This window comes from Rhodococcus sp. 15-649-2-2 (assembly GCF_002258645.1).
In the GTDB taxonomy this organism is placed as follows: domain Bacteria; phylum Actinomycetota; class Actinomycetes; order Mycobacteriales; family Mycobacteriaceae; genus Rhodococcoides.
Genome location: NZ_NPFM01000031.1, coordinates 101,982 through 122,372 on the forward strand (window position 1 = coordinate 101,982; position 20,391 = coordinate 122,372).

Below are 20,391 nucleotides of genomic sequence, written 5' to 3' on the forward strand. Positions count from 1 at the left end.
GTCAGCGTGAGTTCACCCATTCTCGTCAAGGGCCAAAACATCTCCCTGCCGGACGACGTGACCGAGTTGGATGTCATCGTGTCCTGGGTCGACCCGGAACGAGATCTGGATGCGTCTGCACTGTTGGTGACGTCGGGTGGGCACGTTCGGTCGGATGCAGACTTCGTCTTCTACAACCAGCCGGAGTCTGCGGACACGACCGTGCGCTACCGCGGGAGCAGTAGCACCGACGAAGGAAAACAAGAACGAGTATCGATCCATCTCGATTCTCTCGCAGCCGAAGTCGACAAGGTGGTTATAGCGGGCAGCTCCGACGATGTTCCGTTGGGTGACTTCGGGAAGCTGTCGATGCAGGTGCGGGATCAGACCGGTTCGGTACTGGGCGAGTTCCTGACCGGCGATGCGTCGTCGGAACGTGCATTGGTGTTCGGAGAGGTGTATCGGCGGAACGGAGCGTGGAAACTACGCGCGGTCGGGCAGGGTTGGGAATCCGGATTGGGTGGTTTGGCGCAGGACTTCGGCGTCGACGTCGACGACAGTGAGCCCGAAGCGTCGGTGAACGATGTGGTCGTTGTCGAGGTCGCGGACTCGCACGTGCAAGCCGTCGACACGACCGGTGAGATCGTCGACGTCTCGGTTGTCGATGTCGAACCGCCGAAACGCGGCGTTCGCACCAAGAAGCCGATTGCCAAGAAGGTCACGCCACCTCAGTTCACCCTGGCAGGGGGAGATGGGTGGCAGACAGCTCGCCTGTTCTCCGTTTCCGGTGTCGGATCCGGTGAGGAGCAAGAGAAGAGGGCCACCTCGGCACTGATCGCGACGATGCAGGCGGTTCGTCCGTTCGCTCGCGCAATCTGCGCACATGCCGGAGCGCCATCCGGTCCCTTCGAGGGCTACCTCGAAGTGCAGTTCGCCAAGGGCGAGGGCAAGGTCATTCCCGACGGTGTGTTCCGTGTATCTCGGGCGGGCCAAGTGTGGACCGCGTTGCTGGAAGTGAAGACCGGCACCGGCAAGCTACAGAAGGAGCAGCTCGAGAATTACCTCGACGTCGCAAGACGGCACAAGTACGAGACCGTTCTGAGCTTGTCCAACGACATACCCGCCTCCGCCGGTGAGCTCCCGGTCCAGGTGAACAAGACCAAGCTGAACAAGGTATCGCTGCGGCATATCTCGTGGTCCGAGGTTATCCACGAGGCTCGAATGTTGTTGTCACACGGCGACCTTGCGGACTCACTGCAAGTATGGATGCTGAGCGAATTCGTCCGGTATCTGACGCACCCGAAGTCCGGCGCGACGGAGTTCGTCGACATGGGTCGCCACTGGGTGGCAGTTCGTGACTCCGTCACCGCCGGTACCCTCCGTTCGAGTGATGTCAAAGCCTTGTCGGTGGCGAATACTTGGGCGTCGCTGTCCAGGCACCTGGCGCTGCGGATGACGGCCGACCTCGGCGTTCCGGTGAAGCACCACCTCCCGAGGAAGTTCAGCGCAGATCCCCAGGCGCGCAACGAGTACATCGTCGAGCAGCTCGTTGCCTCCGGCTGCCTTGCGGCCACGTTGCGCATCCCTGATGCCGCGGGAGATGTCACCGTCGAAGCAGATATGCGCACCAACAAGATTCAGTGCCGGACCGCGATAGACGCGCCGACCGACGGGACTGCTCTTCGACGCGCGTCGTGGCTACTCAAGCAACTGAAGAACGCTCCCGCCGACATCCTGGTCGAGGCCGTGTTCGCAGACCCAGGCGAAGTTTCGTGCGAGAACCTGGCGACCGTGCGAGCGGATACGAAATCGTTGACCGCAGGCCGGACCAGTGAACTGCAGTACTTCACGCTGACGTCACCGACTAAGATGGGCAGCAAGCGCTCGGGATCCGCAGCTAGCTTCATCGGAAGTGTGACCGACGGTCTCGACGCGTTCTATCGGGACGTCGTGCAACCTCTGAAGCGATGGGTCCCCTCGGCACCGGAAGCAGTATCCGCCGAGACCATAGCCGACTGACCGCGCCATCGGAGGTTCCTCACCAGGCAGGCTGCACTGTGCATCGACTTTCGGGCGTAGCCATGATTGGGGAGCCCGTCGACTGGGCACAGAGAAGATATGACCGACAACGCAAAGCTCACAGTCGAACGCACCATCGAAGCACCCGTCGACGCAGTATTCGACGTCCTGTCCAATCCCGAGCGGCATCAGGCGCTCGATGGATCAGGCTTCGTGCGCAGCGTGGACCACGCCGACCGGATTCAGAAGGTCGGCGAGAAGTTCACAATGAACATGCAGGGCGATCACATGGGCGGCGAGTACCAGACCGACAACGTGGTGAGCGGTTACATCAAGGACAAGCTGCTCGCCTGGAAGACCGCCCCCGCCGGTAACGAGCCTCCCGGCTGGGAGTGGTTGTGGGAGTTGGAGTCTCAGGGCCCCAACGATACGCTGGTCCGCCACACCTACGACTGGTCCAAGGTCACGGACAAGAAGCTGCTCGAGCAGATCAAGTTTCCTCTGGTCACCGAGGATCAGCTGAACGACACGCTTGCTCGATTGGCAGTCGAAGCGACGTCCTGATTTCGGGCCGCAGATCTCAGATCATCCGAAGAACGCTGTGCTGTCGAGACTGTCGACCGGCATCCAGCGTCGAGGAACGTCCTTCGACGTAGTCGCGGCCAACAGATCGACTCCACGGACGGCCAACGCCGACGTCGGCATCTGATCGACGATCAGACTGATGGCGTAGGTAGCGGCCGTCACGTGGAGGCACGGGTCGATTCGCCCGGAGCACGTGCACGATGCTTCGGTGTTGTCTGGGACCGGCGACAGCTTACTCGCGACAAGTTCGGCGTGGACCTCATCGGGGAGGTCACCGCTGGTTGTACCGCCTCGCGTGTGGCGGGCAAGGATGCGCAGCACCGACTTCCGTTCGGTTGCCGAATATCGGGGGAGTGAGAGCACGGCCGTCTCGCTCCTTTTGCCCGCGGACACGACGCAGCGAAACTCGCCGATGTTGTTGTGGTTCAGGGAGACTGAATCATTGCGCACCAGGCTGCGCGCCCGCGGGAGCATCGGGTTCGGCCGGGTGACGGTGATGGGTTCGACTCGCCGGATCCAATCTTTGCCCCACGGCGTCGAGCCGAAGGCCGCAGGCTGCGGTGTTGTAGCCATCAGCGCGCCACCGCCCGCAGCGACAGCGTCTCTCGCAACGTCGAGTCGTCGAGCGCCGCCAGAGCCAACTCGTTGTTGCTCTCGGTCAAACCAGCGATCGCCTTCTTGCGTGTATGGAGTGATGCGATGTGCTCCTCCAGTGTTCCTTCCGTCGTCAGTGCAATGACTGTCACGCGAGACTTCTGGCCGATTCGGTGAACCCGGTCGGTGGCTTGCGCTTCGACCGCGGGGTTCCACCATCGGTCGTAGTGAATCACCGTGCTGGCGCGGGTGAGATTGAGGCCGTACCCCGCCGCCCTCAGACTGAGAACCATGACGGGAGATCGGTCGCTGTTCTGAAATTCGTCGATCATCTTGTCGCGCTTGTCCACGTCGAGCCCGCCGTGAAAGAACGGAATCGGGGCACCGGTGAGGCCTTCGAGATGCTCCGCCAGTATCTCTCCGGTCCGACGGTACTGAGTGAACACGAGCGCAGCTCGAGAGGATTCAGCGAGTTCCTCGACGATGTCGGTGAGCCTGTCGAGTTTGCCGGAGCGATCGGCCAATCGAGACAAGTCGCCGTTGACGAGCCCAGGATGGTTGCAGATCAGTTTGAGCGAGGTCAGTAGCGCCAACACCGCTGTCCCTCGTGCGCGGTTCGAGCCGAAGCCGGTATCGAATGCTTCCTCGACGGCCGAGTTGTACAGTGACGCTTGCTCGTTCGAGATCGGACAGAGAACATCGATGTGGTGCTTCGGCGGCAGATCTGTCGCAACCTCGGCCTTGGTTCGGCGGAGGACGACCGGCGCGATCGCGCTCGACAGTTGAGCGAGTGCGGCCGCCGAGCCTCCCTGCTCGATGGGTGCAGAGAACCGGCGGGTGAACCGCGCCCGAGTTCCGAGCAGTCCGGGATTGGTGAGATCGATCAGTGCCCAGAGTTCGTCCATTCGGTTCTCCACGGGCGTGCCGGTCAGGGCGATCCGAGTGGTGGACTTCAGCCGACGCGCGGCGCGAGCGATTTTGGTCCGCGAGTTCTTCATGACATGTGCCTCATCGAAAAACACAGTGTTCCAGGAGATGTCACTCAATCGGTCTGTGTCGGTGCGCAGGGTGGGGTACCCGGTGACCGTCACCGAGCCTGCGTCGGCGCATTGCTCGAGGGTGCGGGATGGGCCGCGGTACACGTTGACGACCAATTCGCCGTCGGAAAAGTTCTCGATTTCTCGTCGCCAGTTGCTGATCAACGACGTCGGGCAGACGACCAGATAGCTGCCCTCGCCTTGCCGCGCTCCGACGATCATGTGCGAAATGGCCTGGAGCGTTTTGCCCAGCCCCATCTCGTCGGCGAGGATTCCGCCGCCGCCGACCTCTTGAACCGTCGGCACCCAGGACGCACCGTGCAGTTGATAGGGCCTCGGGGTGAACGTCGACGCACTCTCGGTCAGATCGTTCTGCATGCGCAGGCTGGCGCGGAGTGCGTCAGCGGCACCGTGTGCAGTCTGCACACTGGAGCCACCGGCATTGGGAACTGCATGTGCGGCAGGCGGAAGTGCGTCGACCAGCGCTGGAGGAACCAGATTCAGGTCAGGGTTGTGCTCGATGTGGTGCAAGATCGACAACCATCCCCGTGCCGAAGGATCTCCCGAAGAGCCGGATGCGGTTCGCAGCTCACCACCGTTCGCGGCTACGAGTTGCGCTTCCACAGTGCGGACGGCAACGGTTCCATCCGCGCCGGGGACCACAAGCTCGATGGGAGTGGACTCTCCGACAAGCGTCGCTTCGGGCGTGTTGTGCCAGACAGCGAAACAATGACGGTGCGGCAAGTAGGTGACGTGCGGATCTGGGCCTGTGTCGGCGGTCGAAAGCATGCACCCTCCGGCGAAGTTCGCTGCCTCGGCTGGGTCCGAAGCTGCCAACACCGTACGCCGTCCGGTGGCATTGTGCCGCATCCGGAATCAGCTTGACTTTTCCGAAAATTACTGTCCTACAGTGCCATCGAGAATGATCCACGCGATGGACCGGATCAGGATTGCTCGCGCGAACACCACCACGTCGTGCGGCCACCCACCGTTCCGCGAGCCATCGGCGCACCACAGCGAGGGCAGGCCGCGTCCGCTTTTCGGAACGGAATGATTTCCCCGGTGTGCACACCACCCTTCTTTATCGCTGATCTGATCGCGCGGCGCAGAACAACGCGCAGTTCGTCGAGTTCCTCCGTCGTGAGCGTCTTGGCGCGCCTGGACGGGGATTGCTGGCTCTGCCACAGCACCTCGTCGGCCAGTAGATTGCCGACTCCCGCTAGTGCCGCTTGGTCGAGCAGTCGTGCCTTGAGAGGCGCACCGCTGGAACCGATTCGGTCACGGAAGTCGTCGCGGGTGATCTCCGCGGCATCCGGTCCGAGAGCGTCGATGTCGGGTTCGAGTCGAACCCGGCCGAGACGGCGCTTGTCGAAGAGTCGAAGCTGCCCACCGTCGTCGAACGTCATGGAGAAGCGCGTCCACTCCGGTTTGTCTGTCGGGCGCTCACCGACGTGGGGATCGCCACCTCCGTACTGCGACGTCCGCGCCCCGTCGGGAGCGGTGACGATGACACGGCCACCCATGCCGAGGTGAATGCCCAGGGTCGGGCCGCTCGAGCCGTCGGCCGTGACGGTTTCGCACCACATCGCCTTGCCCTGTCGACGCGCCTCGGTGAGTTTCCCGCCCGTCAGTGCCCGGGCAATATCGCCTGGCATGTGCGGTCGGCACTCGAAGGAGTCGGTGTCATCGATGTCGACGATGACACGATCGAGGGCTTTTTCGACGACCTGTCGGGCGTTTTCGACTTCGGGTAGTTCGGGCATGGATCCGGGGTACCCAATTCGTGAGCAGTATGCGCGGCGGGCCGATCAGAGTGGGTCAGTCCCAGTAGGACGGCTCGATGTCGGGGTGGTCGGTGACGGTATCTATGGCCGTCTCGGCCAGAACACGATCGACAGCCTCGGCGTTGCCTGCAACCGTGGCGAAGTGAGGGTCGACATCGTTGGTGATGCACCACGCACGGTCGGCAGGCCAGATGAACGCGGGATCTGGTGAGTCGCCATACGGCCAGAGGAGTGGATCGTCACTGCTCCAATTCTCGTAGTCCGCGAGTGAACCTCGAAAGAGAAAGTAGTCACGGTTGGGGACCTTGAACTTCGGCTGTGAGGCGATGTCGATCGAACTCCATCCGTCCCATAGAGCGAAGTAGCACTCGTCCGGCGTGGTCGTGTAGCCAGACAGGACGTCGAGTGCCACGCCGACCTGCGCCAGTTCGCTGATCTTCTGTTCGAATTCGACGTCGCCGGTGGATTGCCCCGGAAAGTCGGGATCGGGTATGAACAACACCCGCGCGTACTTCTCGAACCCGATCGGACCCCGACCGGCCAAGTGATACCAGGGGAGATTCTGATCGAGCAGCCACTGACCGGCCGACGCGTTTTCACACAATTCGAAGCTCACGTCGTTATTGTGTCGGATCGAGATACACCTCGAGCGACAGGATGTGCCGTCATCGGTTGTTCGACTTGCCCGCCGTATCGAGCGGTCCGAGTTCGGCGTCGAGCACTCTCTGCACCACGCGCATCGCCGCCAGCGCGGCCGGTGCTCCGCAGTAACCCGCTGTGTGAATGACGCTTTCGGTGATTTCCGTTCTGGTGAGTCCGTTGCGAAGCGCTCCGCGCACGTGGCCCGCGAGCTCCTCGTGCGCGCGCAACGCGATGAGAATTCCGAGGTTGAGCAGACTGCGGCTGCGGTGATCGAGTCCGGGGCGTGTCCATACACCTCCCCACACGGTGTCGGTGACGAAAGCTTGAAGTGCAGCGGAGTCGGTGTGCTCGGCATCGGCGAAGGCCCGCTCGACGAATTCTTCACCCATCACGTCTTGTCGAACGGCGAGTCCGTCCCGAAAGCGCGGACCTTTGTCGTCTGTGGTGAACTCGTCGTCGATCATGCTGCTGCCTCTCGTCTGCCGTGATGTCGTCAGATCATGTCAGGCGTCGATGATGGGGTCTCGATTCGATCGCAAACCTTGTCCTGACCGAGTGCGGGGGTGGGGGATCGAACAGACTTGCTCACCGAAGCTATCGGAGGTTGTTCGCATAAAAGTTGTTCGTAGACTTGCTGTTTGCGCAACTCTTGCTGTCGTCGGAGAGCAGGCCGGCACGGTCGGACTTACCGGCGGCAAAGAAGGTGGGTGGGGCTGCCTCGTCAGGTGCGGTGGAATCATCACACCGGGCCTGGCCGCTGTGTCCGTTCCGTCGGGGTGACCTACTTCGGCGACGCCTCGGATCGACTGGTGTCAGTGAGTGAATCGCCACGATCAGGTGGGGCGATACCCGGTTTGCGTGTAGCTCCCATGAACGCCGAACCGCCGACCGAGCTTTCGATTCCGTGAAAGCGTCCGCTCCGCATCCTGGAGCGAAGTAAGCGCGCTATCGCGACGAAGATAACAAGAACCGTGACGACGGCGACGAGAGCCAATACGGTGTCCATCGGTGCCTCCCTGTTCGTCGGTACTCCCCACCGTCGGCCATGAGCGCGCCACTGTCAAACGCCTGCGGATGTGTTGGGGTCGAGAACGCTGCCGATCCGATCAACGACGACCAGTCGGTCCGTCGCCGTGCGTGGACCCGTTGTCGTAGGTCGAGCGTTCCTCGCGAGTGGCTTCGAGGAACAGCTGGAGAAAGGACGAATGTTCGCGGCGTTTCTGGGTCGGGTTTCCCTGAGGCTCTTCGGATTGCTGAGGCATTTCGATTCGCGTCCCTCCCGTGTCGGCTGTGCGGAGAACTCCTGTCAGTACTGACTCCGGCAAACAGTCTCAGATTCTGAATAGTCAAGCAACTGAGATAGTACCCAAGCGTGGAGGAGAATCGATCGACTACCGCTGTTCGGCGTCTGCTAACGAACTGCCGGGTTCGGCGTGGTGCGCCACAGGGGTCGAGGAATGCTGTTCGTAGCAGATTCGATCGTGCCCAATTGCTGGGGGACAGCGTTTCCACTCGATTCCTGACGTGCCCAATCAAGGAACCCACTCGTACAAGGCGAACCCGAACTACAAGGAGCCCGCACCTCGCCGGCATCGGGATACTGTTCGGACGACAATCAGGAGGCGAATCCGGTCGGTCGTATGCCCACCCGGTTCACATTCCGGCGGCGGTCGGGGGTTCGATCAGCATTCTCTTGATGACCTTGCCGGTCGCAGTGCGGGGGAGCTCGTCGAGGAACGTGATGTCTCGGGGAACACAGAAGCGGCTCAGCCGGTTTCGAATGTAGGCACGCACCATGTCTGCATCGAGGCCCGCGGCGCCGCGACCGACGACGAACGCTGCGAGACGTTGTCCGTACTCACTGTCGGGCACACCGACCACTGCGACCTCGCCGACCTGAGGGAGATTGGCGATGGCGTCCTCGACCGGTCCCGGAAACACGTTCTCGCCACCGGAAATGATCATCTCGTCGTCCCTGCCGCACACGAACAACCGCCCGTTGCAGTCGATGTACCCGAGATCGCCGGTGTCCATCAACGCAGCTCCACGTGCAGACGCGGTGGGCGGAGGTTCGGCGTTGGTGTAACCGTCGAACAACATGTCGTTACCGACGAAAATGCGGCCGAGGCTTCCCACCGGCACGGGGGTGCCCTGGGCGTCGAGCACCGCAATGGTCGTGCCGAGCGGCGGACGTCCTGCGGTGCCAGGTGACGCGCGCAGGTCGTCGGGGATGGCGATCGTGGCCCACGAGACCTCGGTGGAACCGTAGAAGTTGTAGAGAACATCACCGAAGACGTCCATGAATCGGCTGACGGTCGATCCGGTCAGGGCAGACCCGCTGCAGGCCACGACTCGGAGACTGGAAGTGTCGTAGCGAGATCGCACCGCCTCCGGCAGATCGAGGATGCGCTGGAGCATGATCGGCACGGCTATCAACGAGGTGCAGCGGTGCGTCTCGATTGCGCGCAGACAGTCTTCTGGATCGAACCGATCCTGGAGTACTACCGTGGCGCGCAAGGGCGTGCCGATCTGCAGTGCAGCAAACCCCCAGCTGTGGAACATCGGGGCCGCGATGAGCATCCGCTCGTTCATCCGGAGAGGCATCCGCGACAGCATGGCCGCGACGGTGCCGAAGCCTCGTGGTGTGGGACGGAGTGCGCCCTTCGGCGACCCGCTGGTCCCCGATGTCAGGACGACGACCGATCCGGGGCGATCGGGTCTGACGAACGCGGCGGACGGCGATGCGACGAAGTGCTCGAGGGTGCGCCGACGCGGAATGGCGGTATGAGAAGAGAGACTGACTCGGGTCACGTCGTCCGGCAGGTATCGAACCATCGAGTCGAATTCGTCGTCGACGAACAGCATTCGGAGTTGGTGGCGGGCGGCAATCGTCTCGATCTGACGCGCCGCGAGGCCGGTGTTGAGGAGCACGACCTCGACGCCGAGCATGCCGCACGCGACGGTGCATTCGATCATCGCCGAGTGGTTTCGGGCCAGTATCCCGACGGTGCTTCCCGGGCGAATGTCGGATGCTGCGAGACCTGCAGCGATGCGATGCGACCGGTGGTGGATCTCTGAGAACGTGCGGGTTCCACGTTCGTCGATCACGGCGATCTCATCGGGTGACTTCGCTGCCGCTGCCGCGAATCCGCCACCCAGAGTGAAGCCCCACTTCGACAGGGAGTTCAACTGCCGGTACGCGCGGTCGGGACGTGCGGCACGGACGACGCCAGTTCCCACCATTGTCTTCAGGATCGCCAATTGCAGCGACCGGGAGTCGCCGCTGTTCGAGACGATGGAGTCAGCGGTGCCGGAAAGAGAATTCTCCAGTCTGCGAAGTCCTCCCATGACCCAGTCGACGACCGCCCGGTTGTGTTCGGGCTGGGGTGCATAGGCCCCGCCGAGACCTGCCTTGAACACAGTGACATCGATCTTCGTCTCGCCAGCCGAGCGTCTGGTGAGCGTGAACCTGATGAAGCCACCGGAGTCGGTGTGCTCGATGGTGATGATCGGTTGATTACGGCGGTGCACCACGAGCTCGAGGTTGTGCTCGACACCGCCGACGCCGCATCGATACCCGGTGGCGGTGTCACGCAACGTGCAGTATTCGAGACCGGGGAAGTAGCGTGGAAACAACTCGACCGCGCTCAAGACCTCGCATACCTGCTCGACGTCGTGTGCGAACACAACCTTGCAGTCGATGACGTCCGAAACCATTCCCCACCCCTGTACCCGCCGAGGCAGACGACAACGTCGCATCAGCACCGACCAGGGGATGGCGGCGAGCTCTGGGAACGGGTCATCCGCCTGGATGAAATCGCTATGCTAATCCCGGTGCACGGTTTCGGGGGGTGGAATCGGCCGAACTCGGTTCTCGACAGCCGACAACTCGGCGCGAACGACCCATAGCGCCCGATTTTCGCGAGACTTCTTACCTGTCCGACCGGCTCCAGACGTGGCTGAACGGAACGGTGCGGCCCAGAATGCGTTCTGCGGCGCGATGTCCTGACTTCATTGCTGCGGTGACCGTTGCCGGGTCATCGGTCCAGGTGGCCTCACCCGCGAGATGCAGTACGCCGCCGATGGGCGTGGCGAGATCGTCGTGGTCACGCGTCTGCGAACCGACCGTCATGTAGGAGTAGGAACCATACGAGAACGGATCGTCCTGCCAACGTGTGACATACACACGGTCCGGCGGGACGACTCGGTCGCCGTATATGCCACGCAACGTGTGGACAATCGAGTCCCCGATACGTTCGTCCGACCAATGTCGGGTCTGCTGTGCACAGGGACCCGCGGCGAAGGTCAACAGCGTGGGCCTGCCATTCGGCTGGGTCACGTCGTACCACGAGTGCCACCAGCGCCCGGCTTCGCCCTGCTGCCGTATTGCGTAGACGTTCTCGTCCCAGAACTTCACCGGGAATCGGAGGAACACTTTCTCGAAGGCGTTCATTTCGAGCCGATGGAGAGCAACCGAGACAGGTTCCGGTAGCGGAGGTTCGACGGTGAAATTCGGCGACTTCAGTACTCCGATCGGTACTGTCACCACGGCGCGATCAGCCGAGAAGGAGCCTTCTGCGGTTGTCACGACCACTCCCTCGTCGCCCCAGCGGACCTGCGTGACCTCATGTTCGAGTCGAACGTCCAATCCCTCGGTGAGACAGACGGCGAGTTCGTCGTAGCCGTCGGGAAACACAACTTCGTCGCCGTCGATGGCGTCGTCGTCCAAACCGTGTGCGTCGAGATCCCCCTGGGCTACCCCCAGCTGTTCCTCGGCTCGGTGGCCCAGAAATTCGCGCACTCGGTCCAGGCGATCGATGTCCCAATTCAGTCGAGTCAGAGTCGCTTCCACCGCATCACCGAACGACGTCCGTGGAGGGGACTCGGCAATGGTCCTGGCAAACCGTTCGTCGAAGTCGTGAACGTCGGCGGCGAACCGTGCGGCGGCTGACTCGCTCAACCTGGCACCGGTGGGGGAGTAGTACGCGATCGGTCGACCATCCGGTTGATAGCTGCCCACGGTGAACTCCGCTGTGCTCATACCGAAAGCGCGCACGGCGTCGGCGACGGGGTTGTTGTCGATCCCGTGAATCCAGGACGCACCGACGTCGAGGGTGTCGCCGTCGCCGCGCACCGTCCACACACGACCGCCCACGCGATCGCGAGCCTCGAGAACGACGACTCGCCGACCCATACGATGCAGAATCCTGGCTGCGGTAGCACCGGATATTCCGGCTCCCACCACGATCGTGTCGAAATGGGTCATAGCTGCTCCGATCACGTGGTGGGCCTGCTCAGTTTCCTCGACCGGGGTTTCCCGGGCCTGAATTGCCGTTGCCGGGGTTCCCCGGGCCCGAATTACCGTCTCCCGGGCCTGAATTGCCGTTGCCGGAGTTGCCGTTGCCAGAGTTGCCGGGGCCTTCGTTGCCGGGGCTCGAATTGCCGTTGCCGTTGCCGTTGCCGGGGCTTTCGTTCTCCTGTGGTGCGGCAGGTGCAGCGGGTTGGATCAGCACCGGATTCGACGATGGCGTCATCTCGGCGTCGGTCGGGTTCGGGGCGGTGGCTACCGAAGGCTCAGGCACCTGCGTCGTGGGCACCGCGATCGGCGACTCGTTCGGTGTCGGTGTAGCAGGCACCTGACCTGGGTCCTCGCCCGCGCTGGACGCGATCCAGACGATTCCCGCTCCGAGCGCAAGGACGAGCGCGGCCGCCGCCCCAGGAACCATCCACCGTCGACGCGGAGGACGGTGTGCGGTGCCGACCGGGTCAGCAGCCGCAACCACGTGTGTGCGCTCGACAGGTGTGACGGCAGTCGGGGGGAGCGGGGTTGCACTTCGGACGATCCTGCGCAGTCGGTGCGCGACCGCAGCTGCGTCCGGGCGGTCCTCCGGCTGCCGAGACGTCATGGCCGTCAGTAGCGAGTGCCACTCCGGCCCGAGCTCCTCGGGAACGGCGGGATCACGGTGCAGCCGCGCTACCGCGGCGGCCACCGCGCTACCTTCGAATACCATTGTGCCGGTGAGGCACTCGATGAGAACGAGGCCGAGCGTGTAGATGTCGGTCGGCGGTCCCGCAGACGTACCGGTCGCCTGTTCCGGGCTGAGATAGTGCGCGGTGCCCACTGTGGTGCCGTGCTCGGTGAGTCGATCGGAGTCGACAATGCGGGCGATGCCGAAATCGGCCAGTTTGGCGCACTGCCCCGTACCTGAGTCCGGGGCGTGCGCGATCAGGATGTTGGCTGGTTTGATGTCTCGGTGCACCACACCCCGGTCGTGGATGTACGCGAGCGCCTCCGCCATCTCGCTTCCGATGCGCGCGACGTGGACGGCGTGCATCGCCCTGTTCCGGCGAAAGCTGTTCAGTGTCGGTCCGTCGATCAATTCCATCACCAGATAGGGCGACGGAATTCCTGTGGCGTCCGGCGCAGTCCCGGCGTCGTACAACGTGACCAGGCCCGGGTGCGACAGCGACGCCAGGGTTCGAATCTCCGCGTCGATCCGTTGAACCGTGTCCACCGGCTCGCCGTGGCGGAATATCTTCACTGCCACGGACCTGCCGAGGACCTGGTCTTCTGCGTGCACCACGTCGGCCATCGCGCCGCGCCCCAGAACTGCGCCCAGTCGATATCGACCCGCGAACAGACGATCCTGAGCAGCGCGAGAACGGGCATCCTCCTCCATCGTGATTCACCCGCCGTTCGTCGACTACTCCGAGCACCTTATAGCCAACCGATCGTCGTTCGGAGTGCAGTCCGTTCTCGACACGGAGGTTCCGTCGGGCATGATGATTCACCGGGTGGGGGACAGACCGAGCAGGCGTCGAGGAAGGTCCTACCCATGCGTCCCCAATCGACGAATGCGCAGATCTCGCCGATGTCGATCGACATCACGTCGGCCTACCAGCCGATAGTCTCTCTGGACGACCGCGCCGTGGTGGGGTACGAGGCCCTCGTGCGGACGAGCGGAGACGGTCCGTCCATTGCTCCGCCGGAACTCCTGCGCGTTGCACGAGAGCAGCGTGTGACTACCGACTTCGACTGGCGGTGCAGAGCGAGCGCCCTGCACGGTGCCGTCGAGGCCGGCTATCCCGATGAGCTGGCGCTGTTCGTCAATGCCGAACCCACCGCACTCGACACGCCGCCACCCGGAGACCTCCTGCCGCTGATCGCCGAGGCGGCGCGGCTGTCGATCACCGTCGAAATCACCGAACGAGACCTGATGGGCGATCCGGCCGGTCTGCTGAGGGCGGCCGAGCACGCCCGAAATATGGGTTGGCGGGTCGCAATCGACGACGTGGGTGCAGACTCGTCCAGTCTGGCGTTGATCCCGTTGTTGCGTCCCGACGTGATCAAGCTCGATATGGCTCTCGTGCAAGAGCGTTCGACCGACCAGACCGCCGCCATCGTCGCTGCCGTCGCCGCCGAGGCCGAACGCACCGGTGCCCTCGTGTTGGCCGAGGGAATCGAAACCGACACACACGAGAGCTGCGCACGCGACATGGGTGCCGTTCTGGGGCAAGGGTTTTTCTACGGCGCTCCGGGGCCACTGCCGGACTTCGGCGACGTATCCCACGCTGTTGGATCGCTCGAGCTCGATGCGACAGTCACCGTCCGCGCTCCGGTCGCGGTGACACCCTTCGGTCTCACCCACCAGCTCGGTGCCCGCAGGCACGCCGAGACAACGTTTCTCGAGGCTGTCGAGAACAGCCTGCTGAACAGTGCGTTCGGCACCGGACCGTCGACGGTCGTGTTGACAACAGTGAACGTGTCGAACCGGCTGACGCCCGTACGTGCCGCCGTCCTCGACGAGCTGGCTGCGCGCACCGCTCTCGTGGCAGTTTTCGGCTCCGATCCAGCGCTGATGCAGCACCACTTTCGGTCGGTGCCGGTGGGGGAGAACGAGCCGTTGGCGCTGGAGCGCTCGACAGTGATCGTGGCACCGATGTCCAGCGCGGCATTGATCGCTGTCGAATGTGGTGTCACGCACGATGGCGCGACGCTCTACGACTACCGCTTGACCTACGACCGCGACGTCGTACTCGACGCGGCCACAGTGCTTCTCAGGCGAATTCCTGCTCGGCTCACGCCATGATTGCCTGATCCCTTCAGTCAAGTTCAGGTAAACATTCACTGGAAAAAAGGTAAACGGCTTCGATTGCGCTCCCGGTGCTGTTCACTCGTATGTATGAGCTCTCACCCCCTCGACAGCGACTTTCTGGCCGCGGATGGAGGCACACTCAGCTCCATCGAGACTGCGATCAACAACGCGTTCGATCCGATCTCCGCTGCGGTGTCCAACTTCGTGTTCTTCACCGTGAACATCGGTGGTGCCGCTGTTCCCTTGATCGTGCTGTGGCTGATCCTCGGTGCCGTCATCTTCACGGTGACCTTCAAATTCATCCAGTTCCGCGGGATCAAGAGATCGTTGATCCTGGTGAGCGGAAAGGAAGACGAGGCCGATGCGCCGGGGGAAGTGAGCCACTTCCGGGCCCTGACGGCCGCAGTGTCCGGAACCGTCGGACTCGGCAATATCGCAGGTGTCGCGGTAGCAGTGACGCTCGGTGGCCCAGGTGCCACGCTGTGGATGATTCTCGCGGGCGTGCTCGGCATGGCGTCGAAATTCGTCGAGTGCACGCTCGGTGTGAAGTACCGAGACATCAACGAGGACGGGACCGTCTCCGGCGGCCCGATGAAGTACCTCACCAAGGGCCTGGCGGAGCGGGGACTTGCCAAGGTCGGCAAGGTCATGGCCGTCTTCTACGCCATCATCATCACGTTCTTCGCCATCAGCGGCGGGAACATGTTCCAGGCCAATCAGACCTACGCTCAGGTTCGCTCGGTCACCGGCGGTGAGGACGGGTTCCTCGGCTCCGACGGGGCCAAGGCGGTGTTCGGTGTCGTCGTCGCGTTGATCATCGGACTGGTCATCATCGGCGGCATGAAGTCGATCTCCGCCGTGACCGCGAAGCTCGTACCGACCATGGCCCTGATCTACATCGTCGCGTGTGGTGTGGTCATCGCCGTCAACTTCCGTTCCGTCCCGACCGCGTTCGTCGCAATCTTCGAGGGTGCGTTCTCGCCCGAGGGTGTGGCGGGCGGCGTACTGGGTGTCATGATCATCGGATTCCAGCGGGCCGCATTCTCCAACGAGGCCGGGCTGGGGTCAGCGGCGATCGCACACTCGGCCGTCAAGACCAGGCACCCGGTCACCGAGGGCTTCGTGGCAATGCTCGAGCCCTTCATCGACACAGTCGTCATCTGCACCGCGACCGCGCTGACCATCGTCATCGCCAACACCGTGTCCTGGCAGGATCAGCGGGCGATCGTCGCCGAGACCGGTGAACTACCTGCCGGCGGCGTGACGCTGACTTCGGATGCATTCGAGACCGTTTTGCCGTGGTTCCCGTACGTGCTCACGCTTGCGGTGGCGCTGTTCGCGCTGTCGACGGCGATCACGTGGGCGTACTACGGGCTGCAGGCCTGGACTTCGCTGTTCGGCCGTAGCCGTCTCTCGCGCAGCTTCTTCAACATCATGTTCTGCGTGTTCACCGTCATCGGAACGGTGCTCTCGCTCGGCTCGGTTCTCGACTTCGCCGACGCCACTCTGTTCCTGCTGGCACTGGTCAATATCACCGGTCTGTACTTGTTGTTGCCTGTGGTCAAGCGTGAGCTGTCCGAGTACTTGGCGATGCGTCGCGGCGAGCAGGAGAAGGTCGACGCCGAGGTCTGAGAAACGGCGGATCTTCGACACGAAGGATCGGCGTCGAACCACAGAATGTGCTTGGCTCATCCCTGACGGAGGGGGACGAGTGAAGATCGACTTCAAGAAGACGCTCGACGCGTACTCCGCGCGGCACAACGTCTTTCGCAGTCTCGTTGTGCCGCCGCTGAGTTATCTGATGATCGACGGGCACGGAGACCCGAATACCGCGCCCCAGTATGCGGACGCGCTCACCGCTCTGTACCCCGTGGCGTATGCGCTGAAGTTCGCCAGTAAGAAGAACCTCGACCGGGACTACGTCGTCCCGCCGCTCGAGGCGCTGTGGTGGGCCGAGAACATGTTGTCGTTCACCACGGCCCGCAACAAGGCCGAGTGGAACTGGACCGTCATGATCATGGTGCCCGACTGGATCGATCGAACGCTGTTCGAGGCGGCGGTGGCGTCGGCCGGCGCCAAAGGCACGTCCGAGGCGTCGACCAGAGTTCGGTTGGAGACCCTGAACGAGGGACTCTGCGTGCAGACGTTGCACATCGGGTCATACGACGACGAGACGCCGGTGCTGGCCGAACTTCACGATCGGTACATCCCCGGTTCCGGACTGACGATGACCGGCCGACACCACGAGATCTACCTGAGCGATCCGCGTCGGGTCGAGCCAGCGAAACTCCGAACGATTCTCCGTCAACCGGTTGTGCGTTCAGCGGGGTCGACGACGCTCTGACACGATGGCCGACATGACCAATGCGGTGCGTCCGGCTTCGTTCACGGCCGGAACCCTCACCTTGCTCGGGGCTCTCTACTTTGCGCAGGGACTGCCGTTCGGATTCTTCACCCAGGCACTCCCGGTTGTGCTGCGGGAGTCGGGATTCTCGTTGGTGAAGATCAGTGCCACCGGTGTGTTGTTTCTGCCCTGGGCGCTGAAATTTCTCTGGGCGCCGTACGTCGATCGCTACGGATCCAGACGGCGGTGGCTGCTGTCGCTGCAGTGTTCGGCTGCGGTGGTGGCTCTGGCGCTGTCGTTCCTCGACCTGTCGTCTACGTTGCGCTGGTTGTTCGTCGGCATCTTCGTCATGAACGCTCTCTCGGCCACGCAGGACATCGCGACCGACGGCATCGCGGTCAGAACGCTTACCGCGGCGCAGCGAGGGCTGGGCAACGGCCTCCAAGTCGGTGCCTACCGAATCGGAATGGTGTGCGGCGGTGGACTGCTGTTGTGGCTGTTCACCTTTGCCGGGTGGCGGGTGCTGTTCGTCGCGATGGCATTGCTCATCGCATTGACGACCGTCCCGGTGTGGTGGATGCGCAGGCAACTCGACGCGGCGGATGCTGCCTCCGATCGGCACACCGAGTCGGAATCGCCGGCACGGCTTGCTGTTGCCTGGTGGTCCAGGCTCCGCAGGCCCGGCATGGTGGCGTTCATACTGCTGATCATCGGGTTCAAATTCGGAAACTCGATGGGATCGGCAATGGTGGGCCCGTTCCTGTCGGACAGTGGCTTGTCCCTGCCTCAGATCGCGCTGGTCGAGGGTGGCCTCTCCTCGGTGGCCGCGCTCGGGGGTGCGGCCCTCGGGGCGTGGATGACCTTCCGGCACGGACGTCGCCGGGCGCTGCTGATAGGCGGAGTGAGCCAGACCATGAGCCTCGCGTTGTACGTCATCGCCTCCCTCGGCATCGGTGGATTTCCACTACTGATCACGGCGAACATCACCGAGCACGTGCTTGGCGGGGCGGCCACGGTCGCGGTGTTCGCTCTCATGATGGACGCGTCGGAGAAGCGTTTCGCAGGAAGCGATTACACGTTGATGGCCTGTGCGGTCGTCTTCGCGCAAGGAGCGGCAGGAATCGCAGCCGGTGTGGTGGGAGACCTGTTCGGCTACACAGCGATGTTCGGTTCTGCCCTGGTGTTGTCCGGAATCGGCTGTGCAGCATTGCTTGTCGCGCTCGACCGGGGTTGGGGCCCCGAAGGTCTCCGGCAGGTCGTCCCTCCGAAGACCTTCGCCGGCTAGGGACGGTTGCGTCGGCGCTCAGCTACCGGGCGTGGATCCCGCGATGTTCACCATCCACTGCACACCGAACTTGTCGGTCAACATGCCGAACGTATCGCCCCACGGAGCCTTGTCGAGGCCCATCGTGAATTGCGCATCGACGGCCAGCTTGTTCCAGTAGCCCGTCAATTCGTCCTCGTCGTCGCCGCTGAGCGAGACGCTCATTGCGCTACCGGGAGTGTGTTCCATCGAGGACGGCGTGTCGGCACCCATCAGGGTGAATCCGTTGGGAGTGGTCAACTGGCCGTGCATGATCTTGTTCTCATCGGCGGGATCCTCGCTGGCGTGGGCCTCGCCGAGCGTGGTGACAGTGAGCTCGCCCCCGAAGACGGACCGGTAGAACTCCATGGCCTCGCGGGCGTTGTCTCGAAACGAAAGATACGGATTGAGAATGGACATGGCAGGCTCCTTTTCGCTGATGTACACCGACGGCATCCGTCGAAACGGTAGACCGGCGCTACGACGAAAAGTCACCGGAGGAGGAGGTATCGGTATCTCCCGGCGTGGGTACTTCGGACTCCCATCTAGCCCGTCGTTCGTCGTCGGACTGCTCCCACCACGGTGTTCCCCGTTCGCCGAGAGCGACCTTGGTCGCCTGCACACCTGCGCGAGATTCCGGGGCACCCGACGTGCGTTTGACCTCCCTGCGCCATGCCATGAGGATCGACCGCAGTTCTGCGTTCCGATCCTCGGGTATGTCAGGATCCGTTGCGCGCCAACGTCGGCCCTTGATCACGATGTAGTGACCGTCTTCGGTGTGTTCCGGTTCGTCAGCCATGAGTCCACACTGCCATGGGTCAGCTGCTCAGGTACTTCGGAACTTCGATCGCGTCCAGTCCGAGGGCCACAGCAGCGCGAGCGGCCACCGGCCCGACGAGATTGCCGGTTCCGTTGTAGCCACCGAACGCGATCACTCCGTCATCGACGTAACCACACAACGGCCGCCCGTCCGCGGTGAACCCCACCGACGCTGCCCACCGTGCGTTCACGGAGACGTGTTCACCGGCAAACAACTCGGCGAGCGAGTCGAGGTAGTTCTGCACTCGGGCCGTCGGCTCGCTGGAGAAGGTCCACTCTTCCTCGACGAACAAGTCGCGGCCACCCCCGACGTACAGGCGTCCCGACGCGTCCTGCTGTGCGTAGTCGTACCCCCACCGTCCGTACACGGGGCACGGCAACCGACCCGCCGAGACAGGAGTGGTGGCGAGCATCTGCAGGCGGGCCGTCCGAACTCGACCGTCGAGCTGGGGGAGTACGCGTTCGAGGCGACCGTCTACGGCGACCAGTATCAGATCGCAGCGGATCACCCCGGTCGGCGTCGTCACCGCTCCGGGTTCGATGGCAACCGCGGGTGTGTACTCGTGGAGCCTGGCGCGACCGGCCAGGGCCGCCGCCATTCCGACTGCACGACGGGCAGGATTCATCACCGCATCGTCGGGCAGGAAGACGCCGTCTCCCAGCTCGCCCGAATACTCTTCGACGCCAATGTTGTTCTCGCGGAGGCACTTCACCAATTCCGCGCAGTCCCGCGCATCGGCGGGGTCGGCCTGCGTATCCGGGACGCCCGCAAGCCTGATGGACCCGGTGCGCCGGATAACGGACGATCCGAGGAGTGCTTCCAACGAATCGATCTCGGCGAGGGTCGCACGATAGAGATCGACGGCGCACGGCCCCCACATCGACAGTGCGGCGTGCAGAAACGTTGCGGGGCCGCCCAGCAGAAAGCCGCCGTTTCGACCCGCAGCACCGGCTGCGACTCGCCCTGCATCGATCCCGACGACGTCGAGGCCGCGGCCGAGCAGGTCAGCGACAGCGGCCAGGCCCGAACCGCCGAGACCGACGACGCAGACGTCAGCAGAGCAGTCGCCGTCCAACGTGGGCAAGCCCCGCCAACCGGACACCGCGGGATCGTCGTCCCACGCCGGACGGGACATGTCGATGGGGACGGTGCCGATCATGCCGACGATGGTATCCGTCGACCGGCACT

18 protein-coding genes are annotated in these 20,391 nt (G+C 63.3%); 6 read left to right on the forward strand and 12 right to left on the reverse strand.

What is annotated here, in order from left to right:
- Positions 1-6 precede the first annotated feature (6 nt).
- Together CH305_RS21385 and CH305_RS21390 are read left to right on the forward strand one after the other, a co-directional pair.
- A complete protein-coding gene (locus CH305_RS21385; RefSeq protein WP_094704855.1) occupies positions 7-1,998 on the forward strand; it encodes a TerD family protein in 1,992 nt (663 codons plus the stop codon).
- Positions 1,999-2,097: 99 nt separating this feature from the next.
- On the forward strand, positions 2,098-2,562 hold the full coding sequence (locus CH305_RS21390) for an SRPBCC family protein (protein ID WP_094704856.1): 465 nt from the start codon (positions 2,098-2,100) through the stop codon (positions 2,560-2,562).
- 21 nt (positions 2,563-2,583) lie between these two features.
- Here the strand turns inward: CH305_RS21390 and CH305_RS21395 are convergent, their stop codons facing one another.
- From CH305_RS21395 to CH305_RS29710, 9 genes are all read right to left on the reverse strand, one after another.
- A complete protein-coding gene (locus tag CH305_RS21395; protein WP_094704857.1) occupies positions 2,584-3,156 on the reverse strand; it encodes a hypothetical protein in 573 nt (190 codons plus the stop codon).
- The gene (locus tag CH305_RS21400) at positions 3,156-5,003 is read right to left on the reverse strand and encodes a DEAD/DEAH box helicase (protein WP_094705218.1); all 1,848 of its coding nucleotides are present in this window, start codon (positions 5,001-5,003) and stop codon (positions 3,156-3,158) included. The genes CH305_RS21395 and CH305_RS21400 overlap by 1 nt, the downstream gene beginning before the upstream one ends.
- A gap of 155 nt (positions 5,004-5,158) precedes the next feature.
- Positions 5,159-5,977, reverse strand: coding sequence for an Fpg/Nei family DNA glycosylase (locus CH305_RS21405; RefSeq protein ID WP_094610318.1), 819 nt, complete (start codon positions 5,975-5,977; stop codon positions 5,159-5,161).
- A gap of 55 nt (positions 5,978-6,032) precedes the next feature.
- Positions 6,033-6,614: a hypothetical protein gene (locus CH305_RS21410; RefSeq protein WP_094610319.1), complete on the reverse strand. Its 582-nt coding sequence runs from the start codon at positions 6,612-6,614 to the stop codon at positions 6,033-6,035.
- Between the two features lie 49 nt (positions 6,615-6,663).
- The gene (locus tag CH305_RS21415; RefSeq protein WP_094610320.1) at positions 6,664-7,104 is read right to left on the reverse strand and encodes a carboxymuconolactone decarboxylase family protein; all 441 of its coding nucleotides are present in this window, start codon (positions 7,102-7,104) and stop codon (positions 6,664-6,666) included.
- A 317-nt stretch (positions 7,105-7,421) separates the two neighbouring features.
- Entirely contained in the window at positions 7,422-7,646 is a 225-nt protein-coding gene (locus tag CH305_RS29170) for a hypothetical protein (RefSeq protein WP_094704858.1), read from the reverse strand.
- Between the two features lie 647 nt (positions 7,647-8,293).
- Positions 8,294-10,357, reverse strand: a complete 2,064-nt coding sequence (locus CH305_RS21425; RefSeq protein WP_094704859.1) for an AMP-binding protein — start codon at positions 10,355-10,357, stop codon at positions 8,294-8,296.
- Between the two features lie 214 nt (positions 10,358-10,571).
- Positions 10,572-11,906, reverse strand: a complete 1,335-nt coding sequence (locus tag CH305_RS21430; protein WP_094705220.1) for an NAD(P)/FAD-dependent oxidoreductase — start codon at positions 11,904-11,906, stop codon at positions 10,572-10,574.
- Positions 11,907-11,934: 28 nt separating this feature from the next.
- A complete protein-coding gene (locus CH305_RS29710; protein WP_094704860.1) occupies positions 11,935-13,320 on the reverse strand; it encodes a serine/threonine-protein kinase in 1,386 nt (461 codons plus the stop codon).
- Positions 13,321-13,476: 156 nt separating this feature from the next.
- Here CH305_RS29710 and CH305_RS21440 point away from each other — a divergent pair, with 156 nt between their 5' ends.
- The 4 genes from CH305_RS21440 (at position 13,477) to CH305_RS21455 (ending at position 18,365) form a co-directional block, all read left to right on the forward strand.
- On the forward strand, positions 13,477-14,730 hold the full coding sequence (locus CH305_RS21440; protein WP_094610323.1) for an EAL domain-containing protein: 1,254 nt from the start codon (positions 13,477-13,479) through the stop codon (positions 14,728-14,730).
- 93 nt (positions 14,731-14,823) lie between these two features.
- A complete protein-coding gene (locus tag CH305_RS21445; protein WP_094610324.1) occupies positions 14,824-16,368 on the forward strand; it encodes a sodium:alanine symporter family protein in 1,545 nt (514 codons plus the stop codon).
- A 79-nt stretch (positions 16,369-16,447) separates the two neighbouring features.
- Entirely contained in the window at positions 16,448-17,080 is a 633-nt protein-coding gene (locus CH305_RS21450) for a GyrI-like domain-containing protein (RefSeq protein ID WP_032403488.1), read from the forward strand.
- Positions 17,081-17,093: 13 nt separating this feature from the next.
- A complete protein-coding gene (locus CH305_RS21455; protein ID WP_094610407.1) occupies positions 17,094-18,365 on the forward strand; it encodes an MFS transporter in 1,272 nt (423 codons plus the stop codon).
- An 18-nt stretch (positions 18,366-18,383) separates the two neighbouring features.
- Here CH305_RS21455 and CH305_RS21460 read toward each other — a convergent pair whose 3' ends face one another.
- Genes CH305_RS21460 through CH305_RS21470 form a run of 3 tightly spaced genes read right to left on the reverse strand, consistent with a single transcriptional unit; the run spans position 18,384 to position 20,362 of the window.
- The gene (locus CH305_RS21460) at positions 18,384-18,803 is read right to left on the reverse strand and encodes a VOC family protein (RefSeq protein ID WP_032378524.1); all 420 of its coding nucleotides are present in this window, start codon (positions 18,801-18,803) and stop codon (positions 18,384-18,386) included.
- Between the two features lie 58 nt (positions 18,804-18,861).
- The gene (locus CH305_RS21465; protein ID WP_094610325.1) at positions 18,862-19,182 is read right to left on the reverse strand and encodes a hypothetical protein; all 321 of its coding nucleotides are present in this window, start codon (positions 19,180-19,182) and stop codon (positions 18,862-18,864) included.
- 19 nt (positions 19,183-19,201) lie between these two features.
- Positions 19,202-20,362, reverse strand: a complete 1,161-nt coding sequence (locus CH305_RS21470) for an FAD-binding oxidoreductase (RefSeq protein ID WP_094610408.1) — start codon at positions 20,360-20,362, stop codon at positions 19,202-19,204.
- Between the last annotated feature and the right edge of the window lie 29 nt (positions 20,363-20,391).